This is a genomic window from Ralstonia mannitolilytica (assembly GCF_000954135.1).
Taxonomy (GTDB): domain Bacteria; phylum Pseudomonadota; class Gammaproteobacteria; order Burkholderiales; family Burkholderiaceae; genus Ralstonia; species Ralstonia mannitolilytica.
In genome coordinates this window covers 95734-108365 of sequence record NZ_CP010800.1, presented here as the reverse complement: position 1 = coordinate 108365, position 12632 = coordinate 95734, and the positions used below count along the sequence as shown (strand labels likewise).

General features: G+C 66.1%; 9 protein-coding genes. 5 read left to right on the top strand and 4 right to left on the bottom strand.

The genetic code is table 11. The annotated features are described in order from the left end of the window. The first annotated feature begins 4 nt into the window (after positions 1-4). From TK49_RS17025 to TK49_RS17015, 3 genes are all read left to right on the top strand, one after another. Positions 5-3235 (top strand): error-prone DNA polymerase, encoded by a 3231-nt coding sequence (locus TK49_RS17025; protein ID WP_045218342.1) that lies wholly within the window; start codon positions 5-7, stop codon positions 3233-3235. A gap of 541 nt (positions 3236-3776) precedes the next feature. Further along, positions 3777-4316, top strand: a complete 540-nt coding sequence (locus TK49_RS17020) for a helix-turn-helix domain-containing protein (RefSeq protein ID WP_045218341.1) — start codon at positions 3777-3779, stop codon at positions 4314-4316. Positions 4317-4458: 142 nt separating this feature from the next. Continuing rightward, the gene (locus tag TK49_RS17015) at positions 4459-5607 is read left to right on the top strand and encodes an SLC13 family permease (protein WP_045218339.1); all 1149 of its coding nucleotides are present in this window, start codon (positions 4459-4461) and stop codon (positions 5605-5607) included. Between the two features lie 79 nt (positions 5608-5686). On the opposite strand, the gene fusA is transcribed toward TK49_RS17015, so the two are convergent. Beyond that, complete coding sequence (fusA, locus tag TK49_RS17010) at positions 5687-7789, bottom strand: elongation factor G (protein ID WP_045218337.1); 2103 nt, start codon at positions 7787-7789, stop codon at positions 5687-5689. 124 nt (positions 7790-7913) lie between these two features. Then, complete coding sequence (locus TK49_RS17005) at positions 7914-8651, bottom strand: Crp/Fnr family transcriptional regulator (RefSeq protein ID WP_045220256.1); 738 nt, start codon at positions 8649-8651, stop codon at positions 7914-7916. A gap of 148 nt (positions 8652-8799) precedes the next feature. Here TK49_RS17005 and TK49_RS17000 point away from each other — a divergent pair, with 148 nt between their 5' ends. After that, positions 8800-9333, top strand: coding sequence for an Mpo1 family 2-hydroxy fatty acid dioxygenase (locus TK49_RS17000; RefSeq protein WP_045220254.1), 534 nt, complete (start codon positions 8800-8802; stop codon positions 9331-9333). A gap of 15 nt (positions 9334-9348) precedes the next feature. Here TK49_RS17000 and TK49_RS16995 read toward each other — a convergent pair whose 3' ends face one another. Together TK49_RS16995 and fdxA are read right to left on the bottom strand one after the other, a co-directional pair. Continuing rightward, the gene (locus tag TK49_RS16995) at positions 9349-10173 is read right to left on the bottom strand and encodes a crotonase/enoyl-CoA hydratase family protein (protein ID WP_045218332.1); all 825 of its coding nucleotides are present in this window, start codon (positions 10171-10173) and stop codon (positions 9349-9351) included. Between the two features lie 20 nt (positions 10174-10193). Beyond that, positions 10194-10544 carry a ferredoxin FdxA gene (gene fdxA / locus TK49_RS16990; RefSeq protein WP_045218331.1) on the bottom strand — a complete coding sequence of 117 codons (351 nt, stop codon included), beginning with the start codon at positions 10542-10544 and terminating at the stop codon, positions 10194-10196. 419 nt (positions 10545-10963) lie between these two features. Here fdxA and TK49_RS16985 point away from each other — a divergent pair, with 419 nt between their 5' ends. After that, the gene (locus tag TK49_RS16985; RefSeq protein ID WP_045218330.1) at positions 10964-12523 is read left to right on the top strand and encodes a methyl-accepting chemotaxis protein; all 1560 of its coding nucleotides are present in this window, start codon (positions 10964-10966) and stop codon (positions 12521-12523) included. The last annotated feature ends 109 nt before the right edge of the window (positions 12524-12632 follow it).

Below are 12632 nucleotides of genomic sequence, written 5' to 3'. Positions count from 1 at the left end.
TGCCATGGCTGCTTCCTCGTCTGTTCCCATCGGCCTGCCCGACTATGCAGAGCTGCATTGCATCAGCAACTTCACGTTCCTGACCGGCGCCTCGCACCCGCAGGAACTGGTGGAGCGGGCCCAGGAGTTCGGCTACCAGGCGCTTGCGCTGACGGACGAATGCTCCGTGGCCGGCACGGTGCGCGCGCACATGGAAGCCAAGGAGCGCGGGTTCAAGCTCATCATCGGCAGCCGGTTCACCGTGCGTGATGCGCAAGGCCAACCCTGGCTGCGGCTGGTGCTGCTGGCGCAGGACATCGAAGGCTACGGCAACCTGTGCGAAGTCATTACGCAGGCCCGGCTGGCTGCGCCCAAAGGCGAATACCGCCTGTATGCCGACGACCTGGCCGCACCGAAGGGCGACCTGGCCCACTTGCGCGGCGTACCGCATTGCCTGGCCATCCTGCTGCCTGACTACGACCCCGACCCGCAGCACCTGCTGGCCCAGACGCTGTGGTGCCAGCGCGTGTTCGGCGACCGGCTGTCGCTTGCGCTGGAGATGCCGCTGCGCCACGCCGACGACCGCCATCGCGGCACGGTGGCTGCGGTGTCGGAGCAGACCGACGTGCCGATGGTGGCCACCGGCGGCGTGCAGATGCACACGCGCCGGCGCAAGCCGCTGCATGACGTGCTGACCGCCATCCGCCTGTCCAAGCCGCTGGCCGAATGCGGGCTCGAGCTCGCGCCCAGTGCCGAGCAAGCCATGCGCACGCGCATGCAGCTCGGCTTTTTCTATCGGGACGAACGCGGCGAGCGGGCGTTGCAGCGTTCAGTGGAGCTGGCGCGTCTGTGCACGTTCGCCCTCGACGAAATCGAATACGAATACCCCAGCGAGGTCGTGCCAGAAGGCATGACGCCGGCGCAATACCTGCGGGCCGAAGTGGAGGCGGGCGCCGTCTCGCGTTATCCGAAGGGCATTCCGGGCAAGGTGCGCGAACAGATCGAGGAAGAGCTCGGGCTGATTTCGGAGCTGCGCTACGAGCCGTTCTTCCTCACTGTCTATGACGTGGTGAAGTTTGCCCGCAGCCAGGGCATTCTTTGCCAGGGACGCGGCTCGGCGGCCAACTCGGCGGTGTGCTACTGCTTGGGCATTACCGAGGTCAACCCGGAAAGCGGCAACACGCTGTTTGCGCGTTTTCTCTCACGTGCACGCAACGAACCGCCCGACATCGACGTCGACTTCGAACACCAGCGCCGCGAAGAAGTCATCCAGTACATCTACGAAAAATACGGCGTGACGCGCACCGCGCTGGCGGCCGCGCTCATCACGTACCGCACGCGCAGTGCGTTGCGCGACGTGGGCCGGGCGCTCGGCATCGATCTGGGCATCATCGAGCAGGTGGCCAAGGGGCAGGCGTGGTGGGACAGCCGCAAGGAATTCGCCCAGCGGGCGGGGCAGCAGGGGTTGGATCCGGAATCGCCGCTGGTGCAGCGCTGGGCCGAGCTTGTGAGCCAGCTGTACGGGTTTCCGCGGCACCTGTCGCAGCACGTGGGCGGATTCGTGATTGCGCAGGGCAAGCTTTCGCGCCTGGTGCCGATCGAGAACGCGGCCATGGAAAACCGCCGCGTCATCCAGTGGGACAAAAACGACCTTGAATCGCTGCGCCTGCTGAAGGTGGATGTGCTGGCGCTGGGCATGCTGACCGCCATCCGCCGCACGCTCGACATGCTCGATGCGCTGCCGGGCAGGCGCGAGCGTTATGGCGCAACGGGCAAGCTCGCCATGCAGAACATCCGCGATGAGGACAAAAAAACCTACGAGATGATCTGCCGCGCCGACACCATCGGCGTGTTCCAGATCGAGTCGCGCGCGCAGCAGTCGATGCTGCCGCGCTTGCGCCCGCAGACGTACTACGACCTGGTGATCCAGGTGGCCATCGTGCGCCCGGGGCCGATCCAGGGCGGCATGGTGCATCCGTACCTGCAACGGCGCGAAGCCATGCGCAACGGGCAGACCGACTGCGTGACGTACCCGGGCAAGGAGGTGGAGGGGGTGCTCAAGCGCACCCTCGGGGTGCCGATCTTCCAGGAACAGGTCATGCAGATCGCCATCGACGCCGCCGATTTCACCCCCGATGAGGCCGATCGCCTGCGCCGCGACATGGCGGCCTGGAAGCGCAAGGGCAATCTCACGCAACATCAGGAGCGGCTGCTCAGGGTGATGGTGGAAGAGAAGGGCTATGACCGCGCGTTCGTCAAATCGCTGTGCGATCAGATGGAGGGCTTTGCCGAATACGGCTTTCCTGAAAGCCATGCGGCGGGTTTCGCCAAGCTGGCTTACCTCAGCAGCTATCTGAAGTGCCACGAGCCGGCGGCGTTCTTTGCCGCGCTGCTCAACAGCCAGCCGATGGGGTTCTATTCGCCGTCGCAACTGGTGCAGGCAGCGCGCCGCAGCCATGTGCGCGTACTGCCGGTGGACGTCACGGCCAGCGTGTGGGACAGCACCTTGCACCCCCGCGCCGATGGCGATGGCAGCGGGCAGCCCGACATCCGCCTGGGCTTGAACCGCATCCGCGGCATGCGCAAGCCGGCCGCCGAACGTATCGAAGCCGCGCGCGCCCAGGCCCCATTCACCAGCGTGGAGGATCTGGCCCACCGTGCGGCGCTGGATCGCCACGACCTGAACGTGCTGGCTGCGGCGAACGCGCTCAAGCCGCTGGCCGGGCATCGCCGCCAGGCGCTGTGGCAGACGCTCGCGCTGCAAGAGCCCGGCCGCGATCACGCGCTGCTGCGCCAGGCCCGCCCCGTGGAGGCGCCGCTCGTGCTGCCCGCGCCGCCCATTGGGGAGGAGGTGATGGCCGATTACGGCAGCCTGGGCTTGTCTTTGCAAAGCCATCCCCTGAGCCTGCTGCGCGAGCGGTTGACGCGCATGCGCTTTGCCACCGCCGCCACGCTGGCCGGTTACCGCAACGGGCAGCTCGCGCGCGCCTGCGGCCTCGTCACCGTGCGCCAGCGGCCGGGCACCGCCAACGGCACGATCTTCGTCTCCATCGAGGACGAAACCGGCGCCATCAACGTCATCCTCTGGCCACACCTGATCGAGCGGCAGCGCCGCGAAGTGCTGCATGCCCAGCTGCTCGGGGTGTACGGCAAATGGCAATGCGAGCGCGAGACCCGGCATCTCGTCGCCCAGCATCTTGTGGATCTGACCCCACTTCTCGGGCGCTTGGCCACCTCCAGCCGCGATTTCCACTGAGCCGGCACCTCGTCGGCCGCCGGGTTCCATTCCAACTGGCCGCAGCGTCACCTCCGGCACGGCAATTGCGTGACGGAAGACGCGCGCAGCCCTCCGGCCGTGACGCAGGCGGCGCAGGCGGTCATCTATCGCCCCGCCCCTCCAATTGGCGGATAGGGCAAGCGCGGATCGACGAATTGCGGTGTAGGTGCAAGGATTTGCGCTGGAAACGTCACAAAAGCGGCAGGCCAAGCGCAGTCCGCAGCATCTTCCGGGGAACCGACACTCCCGGCGCCTTGTCACCATAAGCACGGGCGGCGAGATGCGCTTTCATCACGCGTCGATGTTGGGTGCAGTCGAAATTACGTCTACTCTGTAGAAAACACATCACGGAGGCTGCCACCGGAAACGTGTGCAACGGCGTGCATACGCAACATTGCCGCTGCTGCCATGCTGTAGACCGCGGACAAAGGTGACCCACCCGGCCCGCATATTTTTTTCAGCCCATCGTTCGGGGGTCCAACCCGGCGGTGTTTCCCATCTCAGGTGCAGGAGCGAACAGATGGAACAGCCCTTCAAGCAGTTGCACAGTCTGCGCAAGTCGCGCAAGCTCAAACAGGAAGATGTCGCCAAGATGGCCGGTATCTCCCGCGAAGCGTATCTGCGCGCGGAATCCGGCCGTGCCGATCCCCGCCTGTCGACGCTGATGGCCGTGGCGGGCGCGCTGGGGCTGGAAGTCGTTCTGGCGCCGCGCGAGGCCGTGGCTGAGATCGAACGCGTGATCGCCAGCCACCCGACCCAGCCGCTGCAAGGCAGCGGCGCGGGCGATGCCGGCCAGGATCGCTCCGAGCATGGCTCGATGGGCGGCACCGGCGGTGGGCATGGCCTCGCGGGGCAGTATCGCGGGCCGGAGCGCCATCCGCAGTCGGCCTATCATCCGGGTGCCTCGCACAGTCAGGCCGGCCAGCAGGGCGCGCCGCATGCGGGCAGCATGGAAGACCGCTCGCGCATGACTACGTCCACTTCCGACCGGCCGGGTGCCGGCGGGGCGTCGGGCAGTTCGGACCGTCCGGGATCGGGTTCGGGCTCGCGCGAATCGTAAGCCCGCTCCCCAGCACGGGGCCGGCGCGCATGTACGCCGGCCCCGTGCGCTTGAGCGCCCTAGGCGAGCGCACGTAGAATCGGTGCGGCAAGCCGCGCCCGGCGGCTTGTGTCCTGTTGCGCCAACGTTTTCTTCCTACTGCATGCACGGCGATTCCTTCCGCACGCCTACCGCGTCACACCATCCGCCGTTCTGGCATACCCTCAAGCAAGACGTTTTCTTCTGGTGGCTGCTGGCCATCTGCGGCGTGCTGACGCTCGCCGCGCCGCGCCGCATTGTCGAGTATCCGGCGCTGGTCGACTGGCACACCATCGCCGCCCTGGGCGGGCTGCTCATCCTGACCAAGGCCGTGGAAGCCAGCGGCATGCTGCAACTGCTCGGCCGGCGTCTCGTCGATGTGGCCAGCAGCGAGCGGGTGCTGGCGCTCAGTCTGGTCGGCGCATCCGCCGTGCTGTCGACGGTGCTGACCAACGACGTGGCGTTGTTCGTGATCGTGCCGCTCACCGTCGGGTTGCGGCAAGTGGCGACGCTGCCGGTGACGCGGCTGGTGATTTTCGAGGCGCTGGCCGTCAACGCCGGCTCGGCCCTCACGCCGATCGGCAATCCGCAGAACCTGTTCCTGTGGCACCAGTCGGGCTTGTCATTTGGCGCCTTCGTCTGGCAAATGGCGCCCATGGTGGCGTTGCTTACGGTGCTGCTGCTCGCGGCCACGTGGCTGGCGTTTGCCCCGCACACGATCCGTCTGCACGCCGGGGCCGGCGACGTCGATGTGCACAGGCGCCTGCTGCTGCCCGCACTCGTGCTGTACGTGCCGTTTCTGGTCTTGACCGATCTCGGCTACCCGGTTGTGGCGCTGGCCGGGCTCGTGGTGCTGTATCTGCTCGGCGCGCGCTATGTGCTGGCCCGCGTGGACTGGGGGCTGCTCCTGGTGTTCGTGCTGATGTTCATCGACCTGCGGCTGGTGGCGCAACTCGGCGTGGTGCGGCAGGGCCTCGATGCGCTGGCACTCGGCAACCCGATGCACCTGTACTGGGCCGGCATCGGCGTGTCGCAACTCATCAGCAACGTGCCGGCGGCGATCCTGCTGGCCGAGTATTCGCACGACTGGCCGATCATCGCGTTTGCCGTGAGCGTGGGCGGCTTCGGCACGCTGATCGGGTCGCTGGCAAACGTGATTGCCCTGCGCATGCTGGGCGAGCGGCGCGCGTGGTGGTTGTTCCACGCGTATTCGATGCCGTTCCTGGCGGTGGCGGCCGGCGCGGTGTACGCGTGGCTCACCTGGGTGCGCTGACACGCCGCAATGAAAGCGCGCAAGGAAAACGGCCACCCGAAGGTGGCCGTTTCTTTTCGGATGGCGCAGACGTGAGGTGTTACACCTTCTTGGCCGCCATCACCGCTTCGGACACATTGCGCGGCGCCTCGGCGTAGTGCTTGAACTCCATCGTGTAGGTCGCGCGGCCTTGCGAGAGCGAGCGCAGGTTCGTCGAGTAGCCGAACATCTCCGCCAGCGGCACCTCGGCGTGGACGACCTTGCCGCCGCCGCCCGGAATGTCTTCCGTGCCCTGCACCATGCCGCGACGCGACGACAGATCGCCGATGACGTTGCCCATGTAGTCTTCGGGCGTTTCCACTTCCACGGCCATCATCGGCTCCAGCAGCACCGGGCCCGCCTTGCGCATCGCTTCCTTGAACGCCATGGAGCCGGCCATGCGGAACGCGTTTTCGTTCGAATCGACGTCGTGGTACGAGCCGAAGGTCAGGCGCACCTTCACGTCCACCACCGGGTAGCCGGCCAGCACGCCGGTGTTGAGCGTGTCGCGAATGCCCTTGTCCACGGCCGGGATGAACTCGCGCGGAATCACGCCGCCCTTGATCTCGTCGACGAACTCGTAGCCCTTGCCCGGGTTCGGCTCCAGCGTGATGACCGCGTGGCCGTACTGGCCGCGCCCGCCCGACTGCTTGACGAACTTGCCTTCGACGTCCTCCGCCGTCTTGGTGATGGTCTCGCGGTACGCCACCTGCGGCTTGCCGACGGTAGCCTCCACGCCAAACTCGCGCTTCATGCGGTCGACCAGGATTTCGAGGTGCAGCTCGCCCATGCCCGAGATGATGGTCTGGCCGGATTCCTCATCGGTCTTCACGCGGAACGACGGGTCTTCCTGCGCCAGGCGGTTCAGCGCCAGGCTCATCTTTTCCTGGTCGCCCTTGGTCTTGGGCTCCACGGCCTGGCTGATGACGGGCTCGGGGAATTCCATGCGTTCGAGCACGATGATGTGCTCGGGATCGCAGAGGGTTTCTCCGGTGGTCACGTCCTTCAGGCCGACGGCGGCGGCGATGTCGCCGGCCAGCACTTCCTTGATCTCTTCGCGCTGGTTGGCGTGCATCTGCAGGATGCGACCGAGGCGCTCCTTCTTCTGCTTGACGGAGTTGTAGACCGTGTCCCCCGAGTTGATCTTGCCCGAATAGACGCGGAAGAACGCCAACTGGCCGACGAACGGGTCGGTCATGATCTTGAAGGCCAGCGCGGAGAACGGCTCGTTGTCGCTGGCATGGCGCTCAAGCTCTTCATCCTTCTCGCCGTGGCCCTTGATGGCGGGAATGTCCACCGGCGAGGGCAGGTAGTCGACCACCGCGTCGAGCATGGCCTGCACGCCCTTGTTCTTGAACGCGGAGCCGCACAGCATCGGCTGGATTTCGCCGGCGATGGTGCGCTTGCGCAGCGCACGCTTGATCTCTTCTTCGGTGAGCTCTTCGCCGCCCAGGTATTTGTTCAGCAGCTCTTCATCGGCCTCGGCGGCGGCCTCGACCATTTTTTCGCGCCATTCCTGCGCAACGGGCAGCAGTGCCGGGTCGATGTCGGTGTACTCGAACTTCACCCCCTGCGAGGCGTCGTCCCACAGGATCTCCTTCATCTTCACGAGGTCGACCACGCCGCGGAAACCGTCTTCCGCCCCCACGGGAATCTGGATGGGCACGGGGTTGCCTTTCAGGCGCTCGCGCATCTGCCGCTCGACGCGGAAGAAATCTGCACCGATGCGGTCCATCTTGTTGACGAACGCGATGCGCGGCACCTTGTACTTGTTGGCCTGGCGCCAGACGGTTTCGGACTGCGGCTGCACCCCGCCCACTGAGTCGTAGACCATGCAGGCGCCGTCGAGCACGCGCATGGAACGCTCCACCTCGATGGTGAAGTCGACGTGGCCCGGGGTGTCGATGATGTTGATGCGGTGTTCGGGGTAGTTGCCGGCCATGCCGCGCCACATGCAGTGCGTGGCCGCCGACGTGATCGTGATGCCGCGCTCCTGCTCCTGCTCCATCCAGTCCATGGTGGCGGCGCCGTCATGCACCTCGCCTATCTTGTGGTTGACCCCCGTGTAGAACAGGATGCGCTCGGTGGTGGTGGTTTTGCCGGCGTCGATGTGCGCCGAGATGCCGATGTTGCGATAGCGCTCGATGGGGGTCTGGCGGGGCATGATGGTTCTCTTCGAGAAAGGCTCGCATCGCCGATTCCGCACCATGCAGAACGGCGATGTGCGAGTGGGAACACATTATAGGAGGGGTCCTATCCCACCGCATGTAGGGGCATTGGGCGAAATTTCAGCCCCTCGCCCATTCGTAGGACAGCGCGCGCAGGCCGGCCGGATCGAGCAGTTCGATGCCGCCATAGGCGACGTGGATGAGGCCCCGCGCCTGGAAATCCTTCAGGACCTGGTTGACCGTCTGGCGTGACAGCGCCAGCAGTTGCGCCAGTTGCTCCTGTGGCACATGCAGCACGCGGCGCGTGCCCAGGCGCAGGTCGCCGTAGCCCTCGGCCATCAGCAGCAGGCGGCGGGCCACGCGGACGGGTGCCGGGAGCAGGGCGGTCTCCTCGAGCACGGTGAAGGTCAGGCGCAGCTTGTGGGTCAGCAGTAGCGCGAATGCCTGCAGCAGCGCAGGCATGCTGTCCAGCAGCGCCGTCAGCGGGGCCTGCGGCATGTGGAGCAACGTCGTGTTGGCGTCGGCCCGGGCGTCGTGCGTGCGCGGCTGGCGGTCGAACACGCCGATCTCGCCAAACCAGTTGACGGGTTCCAGCACCGCCAGCAGCGCTTCGCGGCCATCCGGGCTCGTCGCGCCGATGTGGATGGTGCCTTCCACCACGCAGTACAGGCCGTCGGGCGGGTCGCCGCGCCGGAAGAGCGGGGTGCCGGCGGCCAGGCGCCGCACGGTCGCCACACGCAGCAGCGCGTCCTGTGCCGGCGCGCCGAGTCCGCCAAACCAGCTGCTCGCCTGCAGGCGTTCACGGTACGAGGCGGCATCCGGGGTGGAGGGGGCGCAGGGCGCGGCGGAGCGGTCCATGCGGGCCAGCATTAGAGGGGCGTTTCAGGAACGCGGATTTGTCGGCTACGTGACAGAGTGCCGCCGCCTCCGCTGACTAAGATGAAACGATCATAACGAGGGCGCAATTGCGGCGTCCATGCTGCAAACGCACAAAACGGAGACCATCATGCGCAGCCTGTCCGACCATCTTTCCAACTACGCGGCGTATCACCAGGACAGCCGCAATATCGCCACCCACTTCGTTGGCATTCCGGCGATCGTGCTCGCGGTGGCGGTGTTGCTCTCGCGCCCGGCTTTTGCCGAATGGGCGGGCGTGGCCGTGACGCCGGCGCTCATCCTGCTGGCGCTCGTGACGGTGTTCTATCTGCGCCTGGATGCGGCGTTTGGCGTGGTCATGTTCGTGCTGATCGGCGCGTGTGTCTGGGTGGGCGGCCACGTGGCGGCGCATTCGACAGCGGCGTGGCTGTCGGTGGGTATCGGCCTGTTCGTGATCGGCTGGATCATCCAGTTTGTCGGCCACTACTACGAGGGGCGCAAGCCGGCATTCGTCGACGACCTGGCCGGCCTGGTGATCGGCCCGCTGTTCCTGGTGGCCGAGACGGCGTTTGCGATGGGTTGGCGTGCGCCGTTGCGCGACGAGGTGGTCAGCCGCTCGCGTGCGATGCGGGCGGCGTTGGGCGGCAAGCACGCCGCCGCCTGAGCGCTTCAGCCCCGTTTATTGGCCTTCGGGCACCGCGGCCGGTTGGAAGACCGGTGCGCGCTGCTCCATGCCCGCTCGCACGGCTTCGCGCTGGTTCGCGCCCCCGATCAGCCGATCCTGTTCCGCCGATTCCGCCAACAGGATGGCAGCCGTGTCGCCGTCTTCGGCCACGCGCATGAGGCGCTTGGCAGCGCGGATGGCGTCGGGGCTCTTCTGCGCAATCTCCCGTGCGGCCGCCAGCGCGGCAGCACGCGGATCGTCCACGACGTGCGTCGCCAGGCCCAGCGCGCATGCTTCTTCGCCGTTGACGATGCGGCCGCTGTAGATCAGCTCGCGCAGGCGGTCGGGCCGTACCAGGCCGCGCGTGAGTGCCATGCCGCCCATGTCGGGCACCAGGCCCCATTTGATCTCCATGATGGACAGCCGCGTGTCGGCCGCCACGTAGCGCACGTCGGCACCCAGCGCGATCTGCAGCCCGCCTCCATACGCGACACCATGGACCGCGGCCAGCACGGGCACCGGCAGGTCGCGCCACACGGTGCAGGCGTACTGCGGCAGATTGGCCGCGCCGTGTGTGCGTCTGGCGAGGCGGCCATCGCTGCTGACACCGGCGTCGCCGCTGCCGAGGCTCGCCATGCTGCCCATGTCGAGGCCTGCGCAAAATGCACGCCCTTCGCCGGACAGCACCACGGCGCGCACGTCCCGCGCGTTCAGCAGGCGCTGCCCCGTGGCGACCAGCGCCTCGAACATGGCCGGATCGATGGCGTTCATCTTCTCCGGCCGATTCAGGCGGACTTCCGCCACGCCGGCCTCGATGGTGAGCAGGATGCGTTCAGTCATGAAGTGGTTCTCGTGCAGGATCAGCGTTGAACATGTTCGGGGTCGATGACGAGCGCGTCGCGCTTGTCCTTGATCTGCGCCCAATGGGCGTGGCCGGGCAAGGGGGCCTGCACCTTCGTCAGGCGCGGCCAATCGGCGCGTTGCGACAGTTCGGCATTCAATGCGATGAACGCCTGCTGGTCGGCCGGCACCTCGGCCTGCGGATAGATGGCGCCGACGGGGCATTCCGGCGCGCAGATCGAGCAGTCGATGCACTCGTCCGGGTCGATCACCAGAAAGTTGGGGCCGGCGTGAAAGCAGTCCATCGGGCAGACGGCCACGCAATCGGTGTACTTGCACTGGATGCAGGATTCGGTGACGACGTAAGGCATGACAGCGGGGGTGTGTAAGACCGGTTCGAGAGCGGCCCAAAATTATGCAGCATCGCGACATCGCGACCGTGCCTCCGCGCCGATCCCGCGCCCCGCACGCGAGAACGACGAACGCGCGGCGCTCGACCGCCCCCTTTGAAAGAGAGAAGCCCAAAGCGCTCGTACCCCCCGCAAGTGGGGTGTGTTTCCTCCGCTTTCGCTCGATAAACGAGAAGAACAAAAACCCGCTCCAGACGATGGTTTTTGGGCGCACATCAGGGCAGTGCGCGCTTGTTTGCCGTCCTCGCTTTTTTTTTCTGGGCATCGCGTGGTTTGTGCTGCCGCGACAAACCGACCTTCCGGACTGGAATAGCTCGACGAAGCATCGCCCCAAGACGTACACCCCCACCGGCCAGGTGTGGCCAAATGGAACGGAAGACATGCAATTCATCAGCAACATGAGAATCGGCAAGCGCCTCGCCCTGGGCTTTGCCGTCGTCCTTGCATTCTCCATCGTCATCACGGCCATCGCGATCTGGCGTCTCGACAGTGCCTCCACGGCAACGCGCGAGATGATGAATGAGCCGCTGCTCAAGGAACGCCTGATGGGCGACTGGTATGCCAATCTGGCCGCCGGAATCCGTCGCACCATCGCCATTGCAAAGAGCTCCGACCCCGCATTGGGACCATATTTCGCGGTGGAGGTGGCTGCCTCGTCAAAGAGCTCGGGGGAGTACCAGAAGAAGGTGGAAGCCCTGCTGTCCAGCGACGAAGAGAAAAGGCTCTTTGCCCGGATCGGTGAACTGCGAAAGGTCTACCTGAGCGCCCGTGATTCGATCAACAAGGCCAAGGCCGGGGGCGACGCCGAAGAGGCGCAGCGCATTCTCGACCAGGTCTTCGTGCCGGGCGCCAACGCGTATCAAGACACCATGCGCCAGCTTGTCGAGGTGCAGCGGCGCACCATCGACGATGCCGCGAAGAAGATCGACGCTGACTCGGCAAGGAGCCGGACCCTGCTGATGGTGCTGGAAGGGTTGATCCTGACGATGGGCATCGCCTTTGCGTATTTCCTGACGCTCAGCATCACGCGGCCGTTGCATGCGGCGGTGGGCATCGCCAGCCGGGTGGCAGAAGGCGATCTCTCGACTGTGGTCGCAGCCAAGTCGACGGATGAAACCGGCAGGCTGCTCCAGGCCTTGGCAGACATGACGGCACAGCTGGTCGGCACGGTCGGGAGTATCCGCGTGGCCAGCGAGTCGGTTGCAGGGGCGGCTGGCCAGATTGCGGCGGGCAATATGGATCTGTCCACGCGCACTGAGGAACAGGCGGCTTCGATCGAAGAGACCGCCGCCAGCACGACGGAACTCACCGAAGCCGTCAAGCGGAATGCCGACAACGCGCGTGAAGCGACGTCGCTCGCGGCCAGCGCAAGAGGCATGACGGAAACCGGGCGCGCCGAAGTGGCCGCGATGGTGAAGACGGTCGAAGAGGTGAACGCGGCCTCAAAGAAGATTGCCGAGATCACCGGAATGATTGAGGGCATTGCATTCCAGACGAACATCCTCGCACTCAACGCAGCCGTGGAGGCGGCGCGCGCAGGCGAACAGGGCAGGGGGTTTGCAGTGGTGGCCGGCGAAGTCCGGTCGCTCGCGCAGCGGGCATCTGGCGCCGCGAAGGAGGTCAAGGCGTTGATCGAGGCATCGACGGGCAAGGTTCAGCTCAGCGCAGAGCAGGCCGCTGGCGTGAACGCAGCGATGACTCGCGTCAGCACCGCGATCGAAGGGGTATCGAGCATCATTGCCGAGATCGCGGCGGCGTCCGACGAGCAAAGCAGAAACCTGGCGCAAGTGAGCCAGGCCATCAGCCAGATCGATCAGGTGACACAGCAGAATGCTGCGCTGGTCGAGGAGTCCGCTGCAGCCGCACAGGCGATGCAGGAACAGTCTGGCAACCTCCGGCGTGCTGTGAGCGTCTTCAGGTTGGGGGCTGGGCAGGGCTGAACTCTCACAGCGCGGTCTGGGCACCGTTCCTGCATGGCTGGATCGGTCTTCTTGGGCGCTGGCGCACGCGGCTCATGTCGGCGCGCGCTGCGAGCGCCGTGGTCCTACC

Excerpts from the sequence above, each read along its gene's own strand:
- TK49_RS17025 (WP_045218342.1), top strand. The coding sequence starts at position 5 with ATGGCTGCTTCCTCGTCTGTTCCCATCGGCCTGCCCGACTATGCAGAG.
- TK49_RS17020 (WP_045218341.1), top strand. The coding sequence starts at position 3,777 with ATGGAACAGCCCTTCAAGCAGTTGCACAGTCTGCGCAAGTCGCGCAAG.
- TK49_RS17015 (WP_045218339.1), top strand. The coding sequence starts at position 4,459 with ATGCACGGCGATTCCTTCCGCACGCCTACCGCGTCACACCATCCGCCG.
- fusA (WP_045218337.1), bottom strand. The coding sequence starts at position 7,789 with ATGCCCCGCCAGACCCCCATCGAGCGCTATCGCAACATCGGCATCTCG.
- TK49_RS17005 (WP_045220256.1), bottom strand. The coding sequence starts at position 8,651 with ATGGACCGCTCCGCCGCGCCCTGCGCCCCCTCCACCCCGGATGCCGCC.
- TK49_RS17000 (WP_045220254.1), top strand. The coding sequence starts at position 8,800 with ATGCGCAGCCTGTCCGACCATCTTTCCAACTACGCGGCGTATCACCAG.
- TK49_RS16995 (WP_045218332.1), bottom strand. The coding sequence starts at position 10,173 with ATGACTGAACGCATCCTGCTCACCATCGAGGCCGGCGTGGCGGAAGTC.
- fdxA (WP_045218331.1), bottom strand. The coding sequence starts at position 10,544 with ATGCCTTACGTCGTCACCGAATCCTGCATCCAGTGCAAGTACACCGAT.
- TK49_RS16985 (WP_045218330.1), top strand. The coding sequence starts at position 10,964 with ATGCAATTCATCAGCAACATGAGAATCGGCAAGCGCCTCGCCCTGGGC.